Below are 23,214 nucleotides of genomic sequence, written 5' to 3' on the forward strand. Positions count from 1 at the left end.
ATGAAAATAGGTAATTTAGAATTAGTTACTAAAGAATTATATAAATATAATAGTATTGTGATCTTTCATCATATTCGCCCTGATGGCGATTGTTTAGGCTCTCAATTTGGACTTAAAGAATTAATTAAAACCAATTTTCCTGATAAAAAAGTTTATGCAATTGGTGATAGTAAAAACTCGTTTAGTTTTTTAGATTTTAAAATGGATGAAATTCCTAGTGATGAAGTTTTAAAACAATCATTAGGAGTCATTGTTGATGCTAATTTCAAGGAAAGGATTGAAAAAAGAGAAGTTTTAGATAAAAATTTATTTGCTAAGGTGATTAGAATTGACCATCATCCAAATGATGATGATTTAGGTGATACTACCACTAGATGAGTAGATAGTTCATATTGTGCAGCTGATGAAATGATTACTGAAATTGCAGTAGTTAATGGATGGAAAATTACTCCTAAAGCTGCAAACTATTTATACTTAGGAATTAATACTGATTCAGGGCGCTTTTTATTTAGCAGTGTGTCAGCTCGTACTTTAAGGCTTGCCTCTAAATTATATGAATCTGGTTTAGAAGCAGATTTTGTCCATAAAAACCTATCGCTAAGTTCATTAGAAGATTTAAAATTCAACTCGTGGCTTTTATCAACTTTAAAAACGCGTGATGGTGTGGCCTATATCCAAAACTCACTTGTAGAAACAAAGAAATATGGAAAAACATCAAATGAGTCAATGCGGGTTAATACAATAGCCAATATTAAAGGGTTCCCAATTTGAGTGCAATTTTTAGAAGAAGAAGATGGTAAAATTAGAGTTGAATTTAGGTCCAATGGTCCAATTGTTCGTAATGTTGCTGTTAAATGAGGTGGCGGAGGACACGAAAGAGCCTCAGGGGCAATTATTAAATCGTTTGACTTGGTTGAACAAGTTATTGATGACTGTGTTTTAGAAGTTAAAAACTATTTAGCAAAAAATTCTTAAATAAAAATTATAAGAAGTTGAATAAACAAAAAGTTAACATTTTAATGTTAACTTTTTCCTTTAAAAAAATCAAATTAATGAACCATTATAAATAATAAATAATCATATATAATTTATATATAGATCAAATACATTAACATAATAATAAAATTTATAACATGATTAAAGGAGAAATATATGATGCCAAATAAAATTAAAAAATTATTTGTATGTTCATTACCTTTATCTTTACCATTTATAACATTTTCATGTACACCTCCTCAATCTTCTAACCCAGCAAATGGGAATAATTTTAAACAAAAAGATATTGTGAAAATAAAAGCTTTTATACCCCCTACAGTAAGTAAAAATTTAATCAAGATTAAAAATGATAACTATTATACACTTAATGCTGGGTTTTTTGAAAGTGTTGACACAAGTAAAAAAATGTATAATTGAGTTAAAATTCAAAATAAAGAAGATTTTAACCAAATTATTATTAAGAGGTTCCAACATTTAAATAGTCGTGAAGGTGTCAACATAAGCGATACCGAAATAAAAGCTCAATTTGAAAAAAATTACATAAATGATCAAGATGTTTATGAGTTTTTAGAAAACAATGATATTTATATTAGTGATGATAATTCATATAGTGCATTTGATACATTTTATAATATTAAATTTGTGGATAGTGATTCAATAAAACTAAATATATTAATTAACAAAATGATCAAACCAGAAGCAGATGTAGTACCTGGATGTAGAATTTGAAGTGTTTTTAGTTTACCAAAAAACAAAAATGTGATAATGCAAATTAATGGAAAAGATATTACAGAATAATAATAATAATAATATGATATACTTTATTCATGTAATAAACAAGAAATAAATTTATTTTATATAAGTGTACAAAAATAGAAAACTATTATAAATATTTATTTTTTTATTTTATAAATAATTTAATGGAGGATATTTTATGAGAAAAAAAATTAAAAAATTAATAACTTTTTCTACGATAGGTGTAGGATTTAGTGGAACAGCATTTTTAGTTACTACATCGACCGTTCATAATAAACAACTAATAAATTGATATGATTTCTACGCAAGTGATAAATTCGAGGTCAGAGCACAAAATTCTGCAAAAGTTATAAATATTAATAACGAAGAAGTTTCTGTTCCAATCAACAATAATTTTGAACTTAAATTATTGTTAAATCCAGGTATAAAAATTCAAAACGAGGAATTTATAATCAAGTTTAATAAGGATTTTATAAATAAAATTAATAAGAAAAATTTAATTTATAAATCATTTGAAAAGCTATCGACGATGCCTATTGTTTGGTTTTATTTTGAAAACGAAAGAGATAGACAAAACTTTGTTGCAGAAATTAAAGATTGAAATGAAATTTTTAAATTAATAATTTTTGAAAATAAAAAAATCTTACAATTTCCACATCAAATAGGTAATTTATCCGATTCTGATTCCGGAGCTGGTGCATTACCAATAAGTAGCCATTACCCTGGTGCTAAAATAGACTTAAACCATTACCTTTTCAAGAGTAGTTTTTCACATAATTCTTCAATTGTTAATGCTAAAGATTATTTAGATAATCCATATGTCAATAAAATTGGTATTCTTGAAGTTTGGGCACATAAGTTTGATGAAAAATTTAAACATTATTTTAAAAATGGTATTGAAATAAATAATTTGGATATTCCCGAAACAGAAGCATGAAAAGCTCACTCAACTAATGTTTCCTTAATTGCAGGCGGACAATATGGAATTGATAAATCATCAAAAATATATTTACATACTTTTACACAGCTTGACAGTGAGTGAATGAGGATAATTGAGAAAATGGTAAAAGATGAGGGAATAAGAGTAATTAATCATAGTTATGGATTAAGTCTATATCTTACTGATAAAAATGGTAAAAAATATATTTCACCGGAATATTTAAAAGGGTATTCTGAAAATTCGTACTTTTTAGATTATATATCACGAAAATATGGTGTAATAAACGTATTTGGTGCAAGTAATGACGGAAAAGATGAAAATCATTTAATAACAGGCACACAATTATCATTTAATTCGGTTGTTGTTGGTGCTTTATCTAATTCTGCGTCATACTCAGGTTTAAAATCAAATAAAGTTGCTGAATACTCTAACTATAGATTATCTAAAGAATTCGAAAATATTTCTAAACCGCTTGTTGTTGCACCCGGAAAAATTTATACCACTGTTTATGGAGAATATAGATATGCGGCTGGAACCAGTTATGCTGCACCAATAGTCACAGGTTTAATTTCTAATTTAATGAAGTATAAAGAAGATATAAGAAATAGTAACAATAGAGTTCCAATTGTAAAAGCAATATTATCTGCTTCAGCAGTGAGTCCAAAACTGCAAAATCTAACTTATAAAACAAGTGGTTATGAACAAAAATATGGATCTGGAACGGTAGATTTTAAGGCAATGCTACAAGCTGCAAACAATTATAAAGTTAAGACACTTAACTCAAATAGTTCTGATAATACAATACTTACCAGTGATGAAATAAAATTAACCAAAGGTCAAACCATTAAAATATCTAGTTCATGAACTTTTAATGCTGGCTTATTAAAAGAACGGGTAATTAATCCATTATTGATTGATGATCGTAATTGGTGAAACGATGTTTATAACACAACACCAAAATATAGGCCAAAGGATTTAGTTTCAGAAGCAAGAAAATGAGGTAACCAGCATGAGAATGAGTTATGACTTAAAAAAGAAGAAATGTTAAATCGCCAATCTAATAAATGATTTACTGATTATGATTTATTTTTAGAACAGAAAAATTCTAATGGTGATTGAATAACTGTAAAACGTGTTTCGACTATTTTAACAAATGATGAATTAATCGAACATAAAGCAGATGCGACTGGTACTTATCGATATAGAGTTTTAAAATTCTCATCTAACTCTTTTGATAATTCAGTTGATGATATTGTGGCTGTAACACATGTAGTAAGGAATGAAAATGAATAAAAAAATATTATTGATTGGATCTTTATTAACTCCACTTATTGCTTTTTCGTGTACACATACCAAACCACATGAGCCTTCAAAACCAGAGCCAGATCCTGTTCCGCCACTAAAAAAACCTAACATATCTGATTTAGATAAAGGAATATGAGAAAGAGCAAGAGACAATAAGATATTATTAGAGGTAGACCCAACTAAAGAGGCAAATGCTTTTGAGCAAGCTTATGATATGTATAATGCCGTTTATTCTAAATATAAACAATTCACAAAAATAGACATTTTTGCGCCTAAAGATTGGATCAAATCAAACGGCAGTGAAATAAAAGAAGAACGAAAACAAAAACAATCTATTTATCCATTTAACTTAACATTTTTCCATAATAGTTTTGATTATTTACGAGATAAAAATGTCTTAGAATATCTACCAATTGCAAGTGCAGTTAAAATAACAAATAAAGATCAATTTGATAAATATATAATTAACAGATTTAAAGAACTAAACCCACACGAAGATTTTAATCAAGATTCACAAATTAAAAAATTATTTGAGGAACTTTATTTAGACAATCAAGATGTTTATCAAGTATTGGAAGAAAATAATATTTATATACACAACACCGGACGGCCAACACACTATCGTTATGACGAAATGATAATTCCTACTTATGATGAAAATCAAGTTACTATTAATATTGTCTATGATTTTTTATTAAGTGGTTCTAGCTATATGGTGGTCCCTACCTCTGCAGAAGTTAATACAAACCCGCCAACATATTGAATAGTTTACTTAATAAAAAAGAGTAATAATATAAAGTATCACCAAATTTTTAGAGAATATGGTGAAAAATACGAATCTTACAAACAAAGATTTGAGAAATGGTTCAAAGAAGAATTTGAAAAAAAATTTCCATAAGTATAATAAAAACATTTGGATAATTGATCCAAATGTTTTTAAATAATTAAAGTATAAATATCTATCCATTTTATTAACTCAATATTTGACAAGTTATTGGTTTATATTTAGTATTACCATAAAATTTGCTTTTAGATGATTTTAAATATTGCAAAAGGCAAAATTTATTATATAAAATGATTCTAATTTAATTAATTTAATAATATTGGTAGACATAAAGTAAATTTTAAAAACTTATATATGCTTTATGATTATCTGATTTATATTATGTTAAAATATAAATATGACGAAAATTACAAAAAAAATAACTAAAGCACTAACTTTAGCTTCTTTAAGTATTGGTGTGATACCTTTTATTGCACTTAGTTGCTCTAAAGAACCTGAACAAAAACCAAAACCAGCACCATTACCTAAGCCTCAACCAGACCCTAATCCCCCTTCTGTATCAATCCCTGAGCCATCTAACCCGCAAAAAAATGATCCAGGTACTGGAAAAACTCCTGACCAAGAAAAACCGGTCAAGGGTTCAACTCAATCTCAAGAACCCAAAACTCCTAATACAACAACAAATGAGGAATCTTTAAACATGTATGAACTTTGGGATCATGCCGACATCGGGGCAACATTTGATAAATTATTAGATGAATATAAAGCAAAGAAAAATGTTGATAAATTCTTAAAGGAAATGCAAAACTATGGTCCAAATTCAAATACTGAAAATAATTATTATCTTTCAGTTCGTGGGTCTGGCGGAAAACCTGAAACTGCTATTTTAAAATTAAAAGAGGGATTTGATCATACAAAACATAAAGGGACTGTTCCCGATAAAAAGGAAAGATGATTTGCAGCAGAATTTAATGAAACTACAAGAGAACTAAAAATAACTTATAGATATGATCAAAAAGAGTATACTGATACAATAGTTATTCCTGTTGCTAAAAATCCATCAACTACAGACAAGCAAGAAGATACACAGCAAGGGTCTAACTCAGTTAATAATAAAGACGCCAACACAACAGGATCTAAGAATTTAAATAAGGAACAATTATTATCTAAGCATAATGAAAACATAAATAAATATAATTTAATTTATGATAATTCTAATAATTACTATGCTTCATTAGATGGAAAAACTGGGCAAGATTTACTCAATGCTCTTATTAGTTTGCAAGCTTCTAATTTAACAAATTTAAATACTAAAAGTTATGACGGTTTAAAATCATTTTATGATCAATATAACGCCTTTAAAGATACTTATTTTGAAAATAATAATTCAATTCTAGACATTTATTCAGAAAATCCAAATGGCAATGATCCTTATGAGTACTTGACATATAGAGATAACGCTAATGCAAGTGCAAGCAATGAGGGAGGGGGCTTAAACCGTGAACACTTAATTCCGCAATCATGGTTTAATAAAGTTACTCCAACAGTTCATGATGCACATTTTGTATGACCTTCTGATATTAAGGTTAATGCATTAAGAGCTAATTATCCACATGGAAATGTAAGTACTACTAGAACCACCACACAAAATGGTTCAAAATTAGGAACTGATGCTAATTCTAAGACGGTTTTTGAACCTGTAGATGCATTTAAAGGAGATATTGCAAGAGCTTACTTTTACTTTATGATAACACACAAAGATAAATTAGTAGCAAACCAATCACATATCTTTACAAACTCATATTCATCTGATGCTCCATACATACAAAAAGATTATTTTAATTATTATTTAGAATGAGATATTACCGATTATGTAACAAAGTGAGATATTATCCGTAATAACGAAACATATAAATATCAACAAAACCGTAATCCATTTATTGATTATCCTGATTTAATTCTTAAGATAATTGGAGATGATAAAACACCATTTACTAATAGAGGAATATTAACAGATATTCAAGATAAATAATTTACATAAAATTAACGACAACTTTTAGCAGTTGTCGTTAATTATTTGTTTTATTTAAAGTACTTATAAAATTGTTGCGAAATACTTCAATAGCGGGTTGTTCAAAAGGATTAAGGCCTAATAAATAAGCATTCATAACTAAAGCATTATGAAAAAAAGTGAATAAAGCCCCTAAGGTTTGTTCATTGTATGAATCAAATTTTAATAAAAATGTGGGTGTATTATTTTTTGTATCGTAAATATCATATTTTAAGATATCATATGTTGGTTCTAACACGATTTTTTGTTCAAGATTATTTAAATAATTTAATAAATCATATTTTTTATGGCTCGTGTTGATTATTAACGAATTAAGTGGACTATTACATATTAACATAGTTTGAAAAAATATTTTATTTTTTGGGTTTTTGTCTTTTTGCGAATGTTCGTTATTATAATAATTAATGCTCGGCCAAGTTCCTTTACCTTCTTTACCTAATGAATTGGCTATTAGTTGCTGAATTCAAGAGGCAAATGATTTAAGTCTTGGTTCTGGATATATAATTTTTTCAATTAAATAATTTTGTTCTGTATTTAAAAAATGACGCGAAGCAGCATATAAATATGCCTGGTTTTGGATAAGTTTAGGATTATCTAATTCTTCTTGCATATGTGCTGCAGACCTAAGCATTAAAGCGACATCGACTCCTGCACACATTAATGGGAATATACCAACAGAAGTAAAGATAGAATAAAATGTTGGTGTTTTATCTGGTATTTTAAAGGTTGTATAATTATTTTTTACGGAATATTTAAATAACTGCCCTTGTTCATTTTCAGAAATTGTTACTAAATAAGAAGAAGCATTAGTTTCTTCTTTTTTTGTTAAGGTATTATGGACTTCTTTAAAGTTAAATAATGTTTCAATAGTATTTCCTGAATGAGAGATTACAATAATGGCAAATTTTGTTTCATTTACCAAAGACAACTTATGAATTAATTCATCTGTTGATAAATCACTTGATAGGAACAATAATTTTATATCTGGTTCATTATATGTATAATCTTGAAACATAAAATCATAGGCTGCTTTAATTCCAAGAGTTGATTCATTTGCACCAATAACTATAACAGTTTTAACACCATTTCTTTTTCATTCCTGAGCTTTACCGTGCATTTTTAAAAAAGTGTCTTTATCATAATTACTTGGGTAATTTAATCATTTTAAAGACTCTATTTTTGCATTATTTTGTTTTTTTATTTCATAATGGATTTGTGAAATCTTATATTCAAGATATTCTAAATCTTTTAAGGGTCTTAAATGAGCATTTGTAACATCTAATTCAAGTTTTTCCATATTTCCTCACTATAATGTTTAATTTAATATATTATAATGAAATTCAAATAGATATTTATAAATTTTTAGCTTTTTCACCTAAAATGTGGCATTTACGGCAACGAGCTTCATATTCGCTATCACCAAGCATATTTAATTCTTGGTTATTTTCCTTGCGGAAACTAAAGGCTGCATCTGATTTACATACTATGCAAACAGCTTTAAGTTTTTTAACTTCGTCTGCAATTGCTAAAAGGCCAGGAGTTACACCAAATGGGCGGCGCAAAAAATCCATATCCAAACCACTTGCTGTTACTCTAACTCCATTTAAAACTAAATGGTCAATAACTTCAAAAATGCCCTCATCTAAGAAGTTAATTTCATCAATTGCAACACTTTTATATTTCGTATTTCAATGATCCAAGATTTCTTTAGATTTTTTAATTACGATAGCTGGGGTTTGTGCTCCAGTTCGGCTTACTACTTTTTGGGCATCAAAACGTGTGTCAAAAGACGGTTTAAAAACTAAGGTTTTAATTTCGGCTATTTCAAGGATTTTAATTCGTTTTAATAATTCTTCTGTTTTTCCTGAAAACATTGGTCCAGTAATTAATTCTAAAGTTCCTTCTGGTTTTTTTAATCTCATTATGTTTTCCTCCATATTTTTAAGTTAGGCATATATCTTACCACCAAATTAAAAATAGAGCACAAAATAATGAAAAAACTTATAACGTCAATATGACTAAGTAGGAAATAACTTAATTTATTTGTTTTCTTATTTTTTTTGCTAAAATAAACACCTAATAAATACAGAATAGGCAGGTAATAATTATGTTAATTGGAATCAGCGGAATGATTAGTAGTGGCAAAAGCACTTTAACTACTAAATTGCACAAGCATTATAAATCTTCATTAATGCTTGAAGAATATGACCAAAATAATGTGGTATTTAATCAGTTTTTAGAATGGTTATACCAAAAACAACCAAATTTAACAATGTCATTTCAAACATATGTTGTTGAAAATCATACAACTAAATTAAATGAGCTAATTGCTAAATTTAAAGAACTTGGTAAAAATTACAAAAACGATCATATATTTTTAGATCGTTTTAGCATTGAACATTACATTTTTGCAAATGTAAATTTAAGGCCAAAAGGAGAATTATATTTAAAAGGGTACGACGCCTTATTTGAAAACTTAATTACAGATCAAGAAACTCCTCATTTAGCTATTTATTTAGATGTGAGTTATGAAACTTTTGAAAAGAGGCTTTTTGAACGTGGGCGAGCAGTTGAAATAGATAATTATCACTCTAATAAAAGTTACTTTGAAACTTTATATAACTTTTATAAAGAATCATTTGAAAGCCAAGCTAAAAAATATAATTTAAATTATGTAATAATTGATACAAATAACTTAACTGAACAAGAAGTTTTTGAAAGAGCAATTCAAATAATTGATAATTTTGATCAAAGCAAGGTGGTTATTTAATTATGGTTATTGCAATTAGTGGCATGATTGGTTCAGGTAAAAGCACCCTAGCAACTAAATTAAGTAAACATTATCAAAACTCTCACTTAGTTGAAGAATTTGCTAATGATGATCCTGTTTTTAATTGTTTTTTAAAATGATTATATGAAAAAGAGCCCAATATTGATATTGCTTTTCAATCGTATATTATTGAGTCATTAACGGATACGTTTTTAAAAGAGGAAGCAACATTTTTAGATAAATTCAAAAATCATAAAAATGGTTTTATGATTTTAGACCGCTTTAACATTGAACATTATATTTTTGCTGTTATCACTTTAGAGAAAAAAGATCCGAAATATCTTAAGGCTTTTGATGCAATGTTTAAATATATTGTAGATAGTAATTTAAACCCAGATCTAGCAATTTATTTAGATGCAAATTACGATACTATTAAGGATCGAATTTTAAGAAGAGGACGCAGCGTTGAAATAGATAATTATGATGCAAATGAAACATATTTTCAAAGACTTCACGAGTTATATAAACCATTATTTATTAAGTTATGTGAATTTTATAAAATACCATATAAAATTGTAAATACGAATAATAAAAGCGATTGAACTGTTTTAGATGAGGTTACTCAAATAATTGATGAATGGGGAACTACAGAACTAAAACAAAAACCTAGTTGCTTAGGCAATTAGGTTTTTAATGTTTGATTTTTAAGTAATAATATGTATTAAGTAGTGAGTTAAGTTTTTCGCTAACACCAGAAATACGTTTATGGGTTATAATTCCTTCTTGGTCTTTTACTTCGTAGATATTAATAGCTTTTTGGTCATAGGTATTATCATCATTAATGAAATAGTTCCTTTTGACTAGTTCATAATCAGCGATGTTACTTGGTGTATAGTTGACAAACCCAAAGTTTTCTAAATTTTGGTATTTTTCTAATAATAGTTCGTTAAAAGCTTCATTATCAAAATCAATATGTGAGAATAAATAGGCTATTTTATTGATAAATTCTTCAGCTTTAAGAGTAGCAGAATCATCTAGAAATGATTCAAAGATCACCTTATAAATTTGGTTTTCCCTTAGTTTATTAGATACAAAATCATTGAATTTTGCCAAATCACTATCTTCAAGTTCCTTATCTAAAGTTTGGGCATAAAGTTCTACTAATTCGGTTTTAAAATTGTTAAATGCAGTTTCGCTATGATTGTTAGGTAAATCTAATGAGTTAAAACTTTGAATAAATTTATCTCTAAAAGCAACATTTAAATATTCATCATATAAGTTACGCATGACTGTTGTTGAATTGTTTGCAGTATAAGGAGCTTCGATATTAGCATAGATTGTTTCACGTAGTGTTTTATATAAAGTATTTTCTGTGCTTACTGATAAATTATTTGCAACAACTAATCCATCTACTAAAAGTATGTTTTCACGAAACTTATTGACTTGAACAGTTCCATCTGGAATTGGTATTTGATTACCTTGTTCATCAGTAGTTAATAATTCATTATCTTCTGAATAGTAAGCGTCTAATGCATCGCCATTATACATTAAAGCGGCATTTACATCTTTTCGTGTAACATCTAATAAGGTTCTCAAAACTTCGAGACCATCCCCATTAAATGAAAAGATATCACTTTCGATAGGTTTACCAGTTGAATGTTTAATTAAATTTAAAAAACTATTTACTAAATCTTGATAATTTTCACTAGTAGTTATTTGTCCATATTTTGACTTAAGTTCATTATTTTCAATATGATATGGTGATCCATAAAGCATGTTGACACGTACCGCATCAGTAATTAAAAGATTTTCATAACCATTTTTAGTTGTTGTATTTAAGATATTAAAAAGGGAATTATATGCAGTTTGCTTTTCTAAATTATTTAAATCACTATTTTTAATTAACTCAGAATAATTATCTTTTAATTTTTGTTCAAAATCTTCAATTGGTTTTTTAGTGTTTTTTAAAGGATTAATTGCAATTACACCATCTTGTTGATAATAAGGTACAAAATATTCTCAAAGGTGTTTTGGTTCAGCATATGGGTTATTATTTGCATCATGAGTTAATTCAACATCATAGCTTTCCAAATGCTTAAAGACAGTAGGTGTATAAATTTTTTGTAAGATATTTTTTAATTCTTGTTTTGATTTAATTGGTTCTTTAAGATCTAACAGTTTTTCAAAATTAATTTTTTGAATAAAACCACGTTTAATTAAATCAATAACTTGAAAATCACTTCCTATACCCGCAATTGTTTTGTTATTGTTTAATGCAATCGTAAATTCATCTACTTCGTTAAATTCTTTATAATCAAAATCTTTATTAATGCGATCTTCGTTTGGCTTACTAATGTATGATTTATAATTAAAAAATGCAGGCCTAAATGGATAATTAATTTTAAGTCCAACAAATAAAGCAATAATTATCCCGAAAATAATACTTAAGGTTATAATAAAAATTTTTTTTATATTTTTATATTGAAAAAAATTTTGTGTGTGTTCCATCGTTCTCCATATTTAATATTTATCTTAAGTTACTCTAAAATTTTTACAATATTTTAATATATTTTTATATTTCTAAAAATAAAAAAGAAAATATTTTTTTTAAATATTTTCTTTGGTATCGATAAGCCGTGTTCTGTACATTATAAATGCGCTGATAATTTATCTAATATGCATTAAATGCATATTCTTCGAAATTGTTCATTTTCTATTCGAAGTTCCCCTACCAAATTTGGGTTTCTAGCTCATGGAGTTTACCCGTTTCACAATTCTCGTCTCTGTGGCACTAGTCGTTTGAACTTAAGCTTCTTAGGCTTAACATGAACACTACCAACATCGCAGCTGGTGCTAGCACGGACTTTCCTCTACTATTTTTGGTTAAATAGCAGCTATCAGCTGATACTTTAATAATAATACCATAAATAATTTGTTTTGTAAACAATGTTATATAATTAATTTATGAATAAAAATATTGTATTTTCGATTAAAAAACATTATCAAAAGATTTTTTCAATTATATTTATATTAATTTTGATAATTAATACTTTATATTCTTTTGATTATAAAACATGAATATGAACAGGGGAAATTTCAACTTGAAAAAAAATAATTGGTATCAGTGTTTCGTTATCGGCTATTTTAGGAGTTTTATCAGTTATCTTTTTTGCTTTACATAAAAATATTGCCTATTTATTAGGAATTTCAAATGCAATTTTATATGCATTGTTTGCTTTTTCATGAGGTTTAGCAATAGATGGTTTTATTAATTTTATAATTTATATTCCAATTATGTTGGTAACATGATATAAAACAACCCGTATTAAAAATCAAAATAAATTATTTGAATCATTTCGCTCTAATATATATTCAACATCATTTTTTATTATTTTAACAATTTGTTTAACAATAATTTTTTATTATTCAAATCCCGAAGTAAACAAACTAGTAGTTAAGTTGTTGGGTGAAGAAAAGGTCGAAAGATACGGTAGCAATTTTAATTATTTTATTGCAGGCAATATTTTAATATCATTAATTAATGCTTTATCAGTAGTTGCCTTAACAATGATGGTTATGGGCTTTAGAGATTCATGAATAATTTGAATTATTAAAAATATTTTCTCATTCATCTTTTTTGGTGGAATTGGATTTATTAACATTACAACTTTATTAATAAATATTATTTACATGATTCTTTCAATACATTTATTTTTCATTACAACAAATAAAAAAACAATTTCTGTAGCTTTTAGTGGTTGGTATGGTATAAATGATCTTAAAGTTTTTTTTGATAAGAATGGTTTTACAGTATTCAAGCCTGAACTTGTTAATACAAACATAAACAATCTTAGAATATATCGCAACCTCCTTAACGAACTACTTAAAATTGTAAAAAAATCGCAATTTAATGATAGAATTATTTTTAATTATTACTTGCTTGATGCAATTTTATTGCTTGACAAAATTGAAATTAATAATTTCAGTGATAAAATAAAAGTAATATTTTTAAAAAACAAATACAAAATTTCGCTTGCTATGCAGCAAAAGTTAGATATTATGTTTGTTTCGTCTTCTTCAGAAAATTATTTAGCTTACAAAAATAAAAGGTTTTGAAATTGTTTTTGCAAAGAAGTTTTATATCTTGATGAAACAGATAATAACAATATTATTATAAATAAACTCAGTGAACTATTGCAAGAGGAACAATTAACAAATTTTAAAAAAATATTTTCAAGAAATAAACAATAAAAATAGCGGCAATCTATAATACAGATTGCCGCTATTTATCATCTTTAAAACTTAATAACCTATCTAAAGCCGGACAGAAAAGTTAACATGTAAATGTTAGCTTTTCTGTTACCATTCGTTGGTACCAACGAAAAAATTTTTTGAAAGGAAAATTATGTCAAGACATTTAAAGAAAGAAGAATTTGCAAAAATATATGAAGAATATCAAAAGTCAGGTTTCCCAGGTGCTTTTCGGGCTATTTACCAAATATCACCAGGAACAAAAAACTTACAAAGAAATAGTGTAAAAGTTAGAATTAATAAAATAATTAAGTATTATAATTTAGGTATGGAAGACTTATTGCAAACAAAGAAAGGCGAAAACCGCAAAAAAGGAAGTGGCAGTCCTAAGAAGAAAAGAGAACCAAATTGAGATATTTTTGATCGTGATGATTTGTTACAAATAGCTAAAAGATATTATGAAATTACCAATGAATTACCCAAAAGTAAGAAAGTTATTGAATTAAAAAGTTTTAGCATAAGTTATGTGAAGCTTTCAGAAGTTTTTGGCATTTCTAGGCAAACAATTTCTAAAACTCATAAGATTAAAATTTCACAAAAACTCCCTAAACATAGTGATGTAATTGAAAAATCGTTCATAGAAACAAAGTCAAGATATGGAAGGCTAAAGCTAAGTGTTTACATATCTCAAAAATACAAAATAGATATAAACGAACGTTCTTTAGGGAGATATATGAACCTTTTAGGCCTAAAATGTAAGCTAAGACAAAAATCAAAACGAAAAGAAATTAAAAATGTATCTTCACAAATTGATAACTTCGTAAATCGTGATTATAACGATCAAAACAATCGAAATATTTATGCAACTGATGTTTCATATATAAAAGCACCAAAAGACGTGTTAGAATCACACGTTTATTTGTCTGCAATTTTGTCTCATAAAACTAAACAAATTGTTGGTTTTAAATTATCAAGAAGTAATAATCTAGAACTAGTTTTAGACAATTTAAATTTATTAAAACAATACAAACCCAAAAATTTTATCATTCACTCAGATCATGGCTTTCAATATACACATCATCAATATATTAAAGAAGTTCAAAATATTGGTGGCGTTATTTCGTTATCAAGAGTGGGAAACTCACTTGATAATCGAGAAATTGAATATTGGTTTGGGATCATTAAAACCGAATTATTAAATGATTTAGATTATTCCAAAATAACATTCAATGAACTTAATGATATGATACAAGAATATGTAGTTTGGTATAATAACGATCGAATTCAATCAAACTTAAACTGAAAAACGCCAAAGCAATTTGCGATGGCATTATAAGTTACTAAAATGTTAAATTTTGCTGTCCATGTTTAATCCCTATAATATTCATATTGTTTTTGTCTAAGATTTATTTCGGCTGGCAAGCCTTTAGTTAAATCATTTGTTAGGTCGGAGAAATTATCTAATATTTCAACTATTTTGTTTTGAATTTGAAGGGGAGGGATAGGTATAAGAATTTCCAAAATATCAGGCATATGTGGATGCTTGATTCCTGCACCTCTGTAATAAGATTCAATTAAATCTAATTTACTATTTAAAACATAATATAAATATCTTATGTTTAGTTCATTAATATCTTTAGGTAATGCAATTACATTACCCCCAGTAATGAATTTACCTTTATAATATTGCACTATGGCATTGCCACCCGTTGGAAGGTAAACTACTTCTTGTCATCAACATATTTGCTAACTTTTGATTCGTTAGCAAATATGTTGGTTTTATTAGTAGTTAAGATTTTAATTGTACCTTTATCATCTGCTAAATCTTTTAGTTCTTTAGCACTAAAATATTTTTTGTATTTATAAATATGTTTTTGTTTATATGATTCAACATCCTGAAACTTTTTGTTTCAAGTAGTTATTTCCCATAAAGGTTTATATTTAACCCCATACCCAAAACTAACGAGTTCAAAACCAAATACATATTCAAATAATTTGGTTAATCCTGGATTATCCTCTCTCTCTCTCTCTCGATATCATTAATATTAAATGATAATAAGAGATCTCTGTAATATTCGTATTGTTTTTGTCTTAAAGATATTTCAGAAGGTAAGCCAATTTTGAGATCATGACAAATTTGCTCAAAATTGTTTAAGACTTCTGCAATGCGGTTTTGAACAGGAAGAGGTGGAAGGGGAATTGAAAAACCTTGCAAAATTGGCAAAGTTATATTAGGTATTACTGAATTAATTGTAAATTTATAAACATAATCTCTTAAATATGTTTTTAAGTAATGCATTAAGAATAAAGGATTAATATCTTTAAATTCTTGTAAAACATATGTTCGTTGATTAGCGTTAAATTTACCCTTATAGTAATGTACATGTGCAAGCTGGCTGCCACTACCAGCAATTATTATTGCTTCGTCATCAAAGGCAAATTTGTCTATTTTATATGGAGTAATATTACATGTATAAAATGGATATAATCCATCTTCAACTTTTTCTTTTGTGTCTAATTTACCTGTTGTTATTGAACATAATTCTTTTAGTGTTTTATGCTCAACCTTAACTTTTGAATCATCAAAAGTTAATAATTTATCTCTGTAATATTCATATTGTTGCTTACGGTATTTAAGTTCTGTGGTAAGTTCTGTGGTAAGTTCTGTGGTAAGTTCTGTGGTAAGTTCTGTGGTAAGTTCTGTGGTAAGTTCTGTGGTAAGTTCTGTGGTAAGTTCTGTGGTAAGTTCTGTGAAATTGTCAAGAATTTTAACAATTTCATCCTGGATCGCGCGGGGCGGGAGGGGAATTAAGATTTCAAAGATCTTTGTCATGTCAGGGTGTTTAATGCTAGCACCCCGATAATAAGAACTTATTAAGTCAAGTTTATTAAGAAGAACATAGTATACATACTTAATATTTATTTTATCTGGATCATTTTATTTTCCAATTAAATTACCACCGGGTATGAATTTACCATTGTAATACTGTACAATTGCATTTCCTCCTGTAGGTATGCAAATGATCTCTGCTTCGCTTATATACTGTTTTATATCATCTTCATTAGCATATAAATCACTTTGGTTAGTAGTTAATATTTTAATTGTTCCTTCGTTACTTGCTAAATCTTTTAGTTCATTAGCACTAAAATATTTTTTGTATTTATAAATATGTTTTTGTTTATATGATTCAACATCTTGAAACTTTTTGTTTCAAGATGTTATTTCTCATAATGGTTTATACCCAACACCGCCTGGACTATTAATTGGAAATGTCACATGCAAGTTTTTTGCATGTGACATTGTTTTTGTCTGCCTTGTAATAAAATAGTTGTATTAATAATTTTTCAAAAAATAAAGGAGACCTTAAAATTATATGAAAAATTTAGAAAAATATATTTGTGTTTTTGACAAATATCGAAAAGAAAATAAATATCAACATTTTAAAATCGAAGAGAATTACAACACTATCTTGAAAATGCAAGGAGCTCTTGGGACACAACGAAAATTACGATCAGATCAAATCGATCTAGAACAACTTTATAATATTTTACAAGAACTTTCTGAAGGCTTCTCAATACAAGAAGTAGCCAAGATTTTTGATAGAGACATTCGAAGTATAAAAAGTAAAATCGAAATTATTACAAATCGCAAAGCATTGAGTTTAGATAAACAAAATCGTTATGTTTGTCCTAAGTGTTCAAAAAGAGTAATGCGGGTTAAAACCCTTAATTTTACCAAGCTATACGAACATTTATTAGGTTATTCATTTTCGCGACTCTTTTTTGTAAGTGATGCAATTAAAGAGAAATGAAAGGCCTACAGAAAATATTGGTATAGTGAACTTAATACATACAATAAAAATAGAAATAAAAAGAATTTGCAGCAAAAAGAAGTTAAGAAATCAGTTACCTATCTTGTGAATTCTTTTAAAAAATTATCCCCTGATGAATTTGCTCCTTCACCTAGTTCAATTTATAAAATAATTAAAAAATACCCTTATTTTAAACTGGGAAATTTTTTTCGGACGGTTTTACCTTCCCCAACCATACCATTTGGCTAAGCCAAACGGAATGCTTTGGGAAGGTTTTTTATCTTATTCTTTTATAATTATATCAGTTTATAAATTCTTTGATTTTTTGTGATAATTCAATAAAAGTAAGTCTTTTACAGGTTTGATCAAAATTTGGGAAAATTTCACTTTTAAGAATTGAAAAGAAATATTCAATTTCACGATTATCAAGACTATTACCAATTCTTGACATTGATATTTTACCTTTTAGTGATTTTATTTTTTTAGTATATTCAAGCGAAGAATAAGCAGTTCCATGGTCAGAATGTAAAATAAAATTATTTTTGAATTTTGTATTGGTGATATTATTCAAAATTAGTTCAGTATCATTTCTAAGCGATAATTCATAGGTCACAAACTTAGTTTTATGATCAATAATTGCAGATAAATAAATATGATTCTGTTCAATATCTTTTGGTGCTGGTATATAGGTCACGTCTGTTGCATATATATTATTGTTGCTTGAATTATAATCTCTTTTTACTAAATCAGGTACTTTAACACTAGTATTTTTAGATTCTTTAGTTTTATGTTTTTGTCTAACAAATGTTTTCAAATTCAGTTTTTTCATATAATTTCCTAGGGTTCTAGGATTTATTTGAATATTATATTCTTGGAAAATATATTTAGCAAGTCTTCTTCGTCCATACCTTTCTTTATTTTCGACAAAACTTTGAAAAATTATTTCTTTGTGTTTAACCTTTAGTTCTTTAGTCTTGTTGTTATCTTTCAATTTCTCGTAATATGTAGATCTTGAAACACATATCATTTTAGATTTTTTAGTATGTGAAAGATTCTTGATTTTCTTTATCTTTGAGATATCTGCATCAATATTATTTTCATTAAAAATTTGATAGTAGTATTTTATAACTGCATCTTTTTCATCATCTTTAAGAGTATCAATTCATGTATAATCGAGAACTTTCTTTTTCTTTCTCCCAACACCTTTATCTTTCTTAGGTGATTTACCGCTTTGTGATTCTATGTTCATATTTAAATTATACAGTTTTCTTTTCTTTAACATATTTCTCATTGATTCTTTATTTCAGTATACTTTTCTGATATCAAAACAGAAATTATCAAATTCTGCCTTCGTTATTCCCAGGTTCAAATATTTATCGTATAAGTCAAAAATTTTGATTCATTCTTTAGTCTTTAAATGTCTCATAACTACCTCTTTTTCTTTATATTAAAAATATTCGGATTTTGTCCGAATATTTTTTCCCTGTCTATTTTTCCTTGACTTTGACCATATTGTTAAAAAATCTGAAGGCAAATATGGCATAAGGAAGAAGAAGCAAACTAAACCTAAAACATTAAAATATGCAACAGAAATTTCAAAACGTCCAGCTTATATTAATGATCGCTCTGAACACGGCCATTTTGAATTAGACACCGTTATTGGCAAAATCAATGACGCATATTGTATTGTAACCATAATTGAACGGCAAACCAGAATGTCTTATGCTATGCTCTCAAAACGCAACTCCAAAGCTATCAAACAAACTCTTATCAAACTAATCAAGAAACACAACTTAGACATTAAAACTTTAACAGTTGATAATGGTAGTGAAAATGTCTTATTGCACCAGGTCATTCCAACTGAAAGATTATTTAAATGCCAACCATATAGTTCATGACAAAAAGGTTCAATAGAAAATATGCACCGCTTAATTAGGTATTACATTCCCAAAGGAAAAAGTCTAGATAAATACTCTCAGCAAGAAATTGATTATATGATGGAAAAAATAAATAACTATCGACAAGTTGTCCGGCAATATAAGATAACCTAAGAAATTTTTAATCCCCCGCCTTTGATTGCAATCAAAGGGGCCTTACTTTTGACAAAAGTAAGCAAAACCGACGAGAAAACACTGCCGTGTTTTCTGTTTTCTCATACATTTTTTATGTAAAATTTATGTTAAAATTAAAACACAATTATTTTGTTAATATCTCGCGTGTGACTTTTCCAAAAAACAAATTCTTTAATTAACTTCTCAATTTTATTCATAATGTTTCCTTTAATATATAATAATTTAATTTTAGCAGAAAATAGTCATATTTATACTGCATATTATTGTTTATAACTGCCACATAGTTTTTTTAATTTGTAAAAACCGAAACCACAAAAACAAAATATTTGCAAAAACAAGGACCAAGTTTTTTTTTTTTTTTTTGATATAATTTTTATGCTATTAAATGAATAGCAACAGAAAATTTTATTTTTATACATTTATGATAGTAAATTTTGTATTAAATATTAAATGCATAATTTACATTGAAAGGAATTTATGACAAAAACAACTATTTCAAAATTTTTTTTTTTTAAAAAAGCAACTATAGTGGGGTGTTTTTCTGCCGCGTTAGTGGGTACTCCCTTAGTTTTTACTTCTGCTTTTAGCATTAACCAAAAGCAAATACAAGACGAAATTAACATACCAAAATCAAGCATTAATATATCTCAAAAGTTAAAAGATATATTAACTGAATTTGTGTTTACCAATAATTCTAATTCTGAATTATCTCCAGAAATAGAAAATTTAGTAAAAGATTTAATGGAACAATCAATGGATGTGAATGTTTCTAAAGAAGAGTCAAGAAAGGCTTCCCTTTCTTTAATTCGTGAAACAAAAGAAAACTTTAAAGATAAGGAAGTCTTAGAAGAAGCATGATACCACTGATTTCCAATGGCCTTCTGAAAAAGTGCATACTATGCTTTAAATAGTATTGATGCGTTTTTAGGTTTAATAGGATCGCTATTTTCGCATCTACCATTATCGCTAGATGCCTTAGAAGCTTATGGTTATTATGCTATGGGAAATCTTCCTGCTGCGACCAAGAAAACAGCTTGAATATCAGCTAAATTAATTGTTTCGATGAATGCAAACAATACAAAAGTTGATTCAACAATATCTAACAGTGCACTACTTGATACAATTGAAAAGATGTCAGATGCAACATCATTTTTAGAAATAATAACAACTTATTTAAAATCGTTGGCTTCTAACACTGCATTTTATTATTTAAATAATCAATTCCAAAGCGTTATAAATAGTCTAAGAAGTAGTTTAAACATTTCAAAGTTAAAAGCTTGGGCTAATTATCTGTACTACAGTAGATTATATTGAGGTAATTAATGAAATTACTTAAATCTAAAAAAATTGGAAAAATTATTGTTAGTTTATCGGCAACCAGTATTCTTCCAGTTGTTGTATCTTGCTCAAATAACAGTTCTGATATTAATGCTTTTATAAAATCATACAATGATAATGAAGCAAAACACTCATCAGTTTTTGAAACAATTATTAAAGTTCCAGGTAGGGGCGATGTTTTAAGTTCATATTTGAGTTTTACATCTACTTATCTTACAAAAGAAAATAATATGGCATACTTTATAGCAAGTAGGCCAAATATAGATACTATTAATCAAAAAGAGGTAGAAATAACTCTAGTGAATACAAATCTGTTACCCATTCATTCTCCAACGTATTATTTTGGCGGCAAAGTAAAATTTAATGTTATACACTCTACAGATAATTATTTTATTTATTCATTGGATGAAAAACAATTATCAACAGATATTTTGAAAAAACCAATTGATGTACGTTGAACCTTATCGCAACCTTTATTAAAAGAACTGCAGCCACAACATAACCTAATTGGTGGTTTTGATGCTATTGACGGGACAACACTTCAAAATGACAAGATTATTTCATATACACCAATTCATAGCAATTCGCTTTTATATAGACAGCCCTTATTTAGTGTATTTAATATCTTAAAATCAATTGTTAGTCCTACTTCTGAGGTAAAATCAAAGAAAGCTAATGAGTTAGTGTATATAAATCCTGCTTTTATTAACAATCAATTTTTTGGTAGTCCACTATTTTATGACAAGAAAATAGTTGGTATATTAACTAAATATAAAAATAATGAAACTAATCAAAATCAAACCCATTCAGTAACATTCCATCTCTTTACACAAAATGAAATTTCAAATATCAAAAAAGCAATAAACGACGCAAAACCAAATGGAGGTAATGGTGCTTAATAAGATAAAATTTAAGAATTATATTTTGACAGACACAAAGTACAAATTTGTTTTCTTACTAGCTGCCTTAACAATTCTAAAGATTATTCTTGGAATTATTATATTCACAAGTCTAAATCCTACAAGCCTAGAACCAGATTATTTTGCTGGTGATAGAGTTCTAAGGTACCCAGAAGGATATATTGAGCTAGTAAACACAAATGAAAATTGGCTGCAAGCAGCTAATTTGCCTACTGATAACTCAACTTTATTATTCTTATTGGCTATAATTATAGGTATATCATCTTTAATTATAAGAATTACATTAGCTGTTAAATTAAGAAATGATGCAAGGTTTACTGTTTCTGGGTTTAGTTTAAGTCTTTACAGAACTCTACTTATTTGTTGGCCAACGTTAGGTATTATTAAATTAATATCTAAATCTTACTCATTAGGTACAGGATGAACTACTGAACAACTAATTAAAAAATGGAAAATACTCAATATTGCTCGTGATACAATGGCTGTTTTACTTGGTATGGGTGTAGTTATATTGGGAATTTGAATAATAAAAACAACTTATGCACTTACCGGAGGAAATCCTGGTATTAGTGGTGCTTCGTTTGCGTTGTTTGTAATTATCTTAATTATTGCATTAGGTTTATTTATAGTATTTGTTGCACTACTTCCTGTAGTTTTAATTAGTGCTTATTCTGCTGAAGTTTATAATGAAATTAGAAATAAAACACAAAGTAATTGAACTGTGGCTGGTTTTGTATTTTTCATGCCATTTCCTTTCATAAAAGCATACTATAATATTGAAAAACTTAAAAAACAATTAAAAGATGAAGAACCAGAAATTGAAAATACTGAAATTACAAACAAGTTATTTTACAGTGATTCAATTTTCAAAACTTCATGACATATTTTTTCTTTTGTTTCATTAATATTTGCCATTATTATAGCAATTTCAAAAATTTCAGGTTTAAAGCATTCAGTTTTAGACATGCTAATAATTTGATGAATCTTTGCATCATTTGGTTTCTATCTTGTATATACAGTTCCAAGATATATCTCAAGTTTTGTATTAATTAAAAAACAAAAAAATAGCATAAAAGCTTTATATATTTTAGATATTTTTATACCTATTGTATCTATATATAATATAATTAAATACCGGAAAGAGCATAAACTCTTAGTATAAAATAAACAACTTCCTTATTTTAATGGGGAAGTTGTTT

Annotated in this window: 21 protein-coding genes and 1 other RNA gene; 14 read left to right on the forward strand and 8 right to left on the reverse strand. The window is 27.3% G+C overall.

What is annotated here, in order from left to right:
• The 5 genes from AC0B4K_RS01870 (at window position 1) to AC0B4K_RS01890 (ending at window position 6,813) form a co-directional block, all read left to right on the forward strand.
• Window positions 1-975, forward strand: coding sequence for a DHH family phosphoesterase (locus tag AC0B4K_RS01870; RefSeq protein ID WP_465103577.1), 975 nt, complete (start codon window positions 1-3; stop codon window positions 973-975).
• A 177-nt stretch (window positions 976-1,152) separates the two neighbouring features.
• Entirely contained in the window at window positions 1,153-1,794 is a 642-nt protein-coding gene (locus AC0B4K_RS01875; RefSeq protein WP_465103578.1) for a hypothetical protein, read from the forward strand.
• A 136-nt stretch (window positions 1,795-1,930) separates the two neighbouring features.
• The gene (locus AC0B4K_RS01880; protein WP_465103579.1) at window positions 1,931-3,985 is read left to right on the forward strand and encodes a S8 family serine peptidase; all 2,055 of its coding nucleotides are present in this window, start codon (window positions 1,931-1,933) and stop codon (window positions 3,983-3,985) included.
• Complete coding sequence (locus AC0B4K_RS01885; protein WP_465103580.1) at window positions 3,978-4,895, forward strand: hypothetical protein; 918 nt, start codon at window positions 3,978-3,980, stop codon at window positions 4,893-4,895. The genes AC0B4K_RS01880 and AC0B4K_RS01885 overlap by 8 nt, the downstream gene beginning before the upstream one ends.
• 283 nt (window positions 4,896-5,178) lie before the next feature.
• Window positions 5,179-6,813: an endonuclease gene (locus AC0B4K_RS01890; protein WP_465103581.1), complete on the forward strand. Its 1,635-nt coding sequence runs from the start codon at window positions 5,179-5,181 to the stop codon at window positions 6,811-6,813.
• Between the two features lie 37 nt (window positions 6,814-6,850).
• On the opposite strand, the gene AC0B4K_RS01895 is transcribed toward AC0B4K_RS01890, so the two are convergent.
• Window positions 6,851-8,149 (reverse strand): glucose-6-phosphate isomerase, encoded by a 1,299-nt coding sequence (locus AC0B4K_RS01895; RefSeq protein WP_465103582.1) that lies wholly within the window; start codon window positions 8,147-8,149, stop codon window positions 6,851-6,853.
• Between the two features lie 55 nt (window positions 8,150-8,204).
• Window positions 8,205-8,774 (reverse strand): thymidine kinase, encoded by a 570-nt coding sequence (locus AC0B4K_RS01900; RefSeq protein ID WP_465102274.1) that lies wholly within the window; start codon window positions 8,772-8,774, stop codon window positions 8,205-8,207.
• Between the two features lie 185 nt (window positions 8,775-8,959).
• On the opposite strand from AC0B4K_RS01900, the gene AC0B4K_RS01905 reads away from it, so the two are divergent.
• Window positions 8,960-9,622, forward strand: a complete 663-nt coding sequence (locus AC0B4K_RS01905; protein WP_465103583.1) for a deoxynucleoside kinase — start codon at window positions 8,960-8,962, stop codon at window positions 9,620-9,622.
• A 2-nt stretch (window positions 9,623-9,624) separates the two neighbouring features.
• On the forward strand, window positions 9,625-10,308 hold the full coding sequence (locus AC0B4K_RS01910; RefSeq protein ID WP_465103584.1) for a deoxynucleoside kinase: 684 nt from the start codon (window positions 9,625-9,627) through the stop codon (window positions 10,306-10,308).
• 4 nt (window positions 10,309-10,312) lie between these two features.
• On the opposite strand, the gene AC0B4K_RS01915 is transcribed toward AC0B4K_RS01910, so the two are convergent.
• Complete coding sequence (locus tag AC0B4K_RS01915; RefSeq protein WP_465103585.1) at window positions 10,313-12,130, reverse strand: hypothetical protein; 1,818 nt, start codon at window positions 12,128-12,130, stop codon at window positions 10,313-10,315.
• Window positions 12,131-12,247: 117 nt separating this feature from the next.
• Window positions 12,248-12,531: RNase P RNA component class B (gene rnpB / locus AC0B4K_RS01920), an RNA gene on the reverse strand.
• Window positions 12,532-12,586: 55 nt separating this feature from the next.
• Here rnpB and pnuC point away from each other — a divergent pair.
• Window positions 12,587-13,873: a nicotinamide riboside transporter PnuC gene (gene pnuC / locus AC0B4K_RS01925; protein ID WP_465103586.1), complete on the forward strand. Its 1,287-nt coding sequence runs from the start codon at window positions 12,587-12,589 to the stop codon at window positions 13,871-13,873.
• Between the two features lie 154 nt (window positions 13,874-14,027).
• The gene (locus AC0B4K_RS01930; protein WP_465103300.1) at window positions 14,028-15,209 is read left to right on the forward strand and encodes an IS3 family transposase; all 1,182 of its coding nucleotides are present in this window, start codon (window positions 14,028-14,030) and stop codon (window positions 15,207-15,209) included.
• A 32-nt stretch (window positions 15,210-15,241) separates the two neighbouring features.
• Here AC0B4K_RS01930 and AC0B4K_RS01935 read toward each other — a convergent pair whose 3' ends face one another.
• From AC0B4K_RS01935 to AC0B4K_RS01945, 3 genes are all read right to left on the reverse strand, one after another.
• On the reverse strand, window positions 15,242-15,565 hold the full coding sequence (locus AC0B4K_RS01935) for a restriction endonuclease subunit S (RefSeq protein ID WP_465103587.1): 324 nt from the start codon (window positions 15,563-15,565) through the stop codon (window positions 15,242-15,244).
• A gap of 307 nt (window positions 15,566-15,872) precedes the next feature.
• Window positions 15,873-16,796, reverse strand: a complete 924-nt coding sequence (locus AC0B4K_RS01940) for a restriction endonuclease subunit S (protein WP_465103986.1) — start codon at window positions 16,794-16,796, stop codon at window positions 15,873-15,875.
• 15 nt (window positions 16,797-16,811) lie between these two features.
• Window positions 16,812-17,174 carry a hypothetical protein gene (locus tag AC0B4K_RS01945; protein ID WP_465103588.1) on the reverse strand — a complete coding sequence of 121 codons (363 nt, stop codon included), beginning with the start codon at window positions 17,172-17,174 and terminating at the stop codon, window positions 16,812-16,814.
• A gap of 73 nt (window positions 17,175-17,247) precedes the next feature.
• Here AC0B4K_RS01945 and AC0B4K_RS01950 point away from each other — a divergent pair, with 73 nt between their 5' ends.
• Window positions 17,248-17,934: a hypothetical protein gene (locus AC0B4K_RS01950; protein WP_465103589.1), complete on the forward strand. Its 687-nt coding sequence runs from the start codon at window positions 17,248-17,250 to the stop codon at window positions 17,932-17,934.
• Between the two features lie 28 nt (window positions 17,935-17,962).
• On the opposite strand, the gene AC0B4K_RS01955 is transcribed toward AC0B4K_RS01950, so the two are convergent.
• Window positions 17,963-19,111, reverse strand: a complete 1,149-nt coding sequence (locus AC0B4K_RS01955; RefSeq protein ID WP_465103472.1) for an IS3 family transposase — start codon at window positions 19,109-19,111, stop codon at window positions 17,963-17,965.
• Window positions 19,112-19,226: 115 nt separating this feature from the next.
• Between AC0B4K_RS01955 and AC0B4K_RS01960 the strand changes: the two genes are divergently transcribed.
• From AC0B4K_RS01960 to AC0B4K_RS01975, 4 genes are all read left to right on the forward strand, one after another.
• A complete protein-coding gene (locus tag AC0B4K_RS01960; RefSeq protein ID WP_465103987.1) occupies window positions 19,227-19,736 on the forward strand; it encodes an IS30 family transposase in 510 nt (169 codons plus the stop codon).
• 498 nt (window positions 19,737-20,234) lie between these two features.
• Window positions 20,235-21,080 carry a hypothetical protein gene (locus tag AC0B4K_RS01965; RefSeq protein ID WP_465103590.1) on the forward strand — a complete coding sequence of 282 codons (846 nt, stop codon included), beginning with the start codon at window positions 20,235-20,237 and terminating at the stop codon, window positions 21,078-21,080.
• Window positions 21,080-21,994, forward strand: a complete 915-nt coding sequence (locus AC0B4K_RS01970) for a hypothetical protein (RefSeq protein ID WP_465103591.1) — start codon at window positions 21,080-21,082, stop codon at window positions 21,992-21,994. The genes AC0B4K_RS01965 and AC0B4K_RS01970 overlap by 1 nt, the downstream gene beginning before the upstream one ends.
• Complete coding sequence (locus tag AC0B4K_RS01975) at window positions 21,984-23,177, forward strand: hypothetical protein (protein WP_465103592.1); 1,194 nt, start codon at window positions 21,984-21,986, stop codon at window positions 23,175-23,177. The genes AC0B4K_RS01970 and AC0B4K_RS01975 overlap by 11 nt, the downstream gene beginning before the upstream one ends.
• Window positions 23,178-23,214: the final 37 nt, after the last annotated feature.

It is taken from the genome of Mycoplasma sp. 11548, assembly GCF_055523555.1.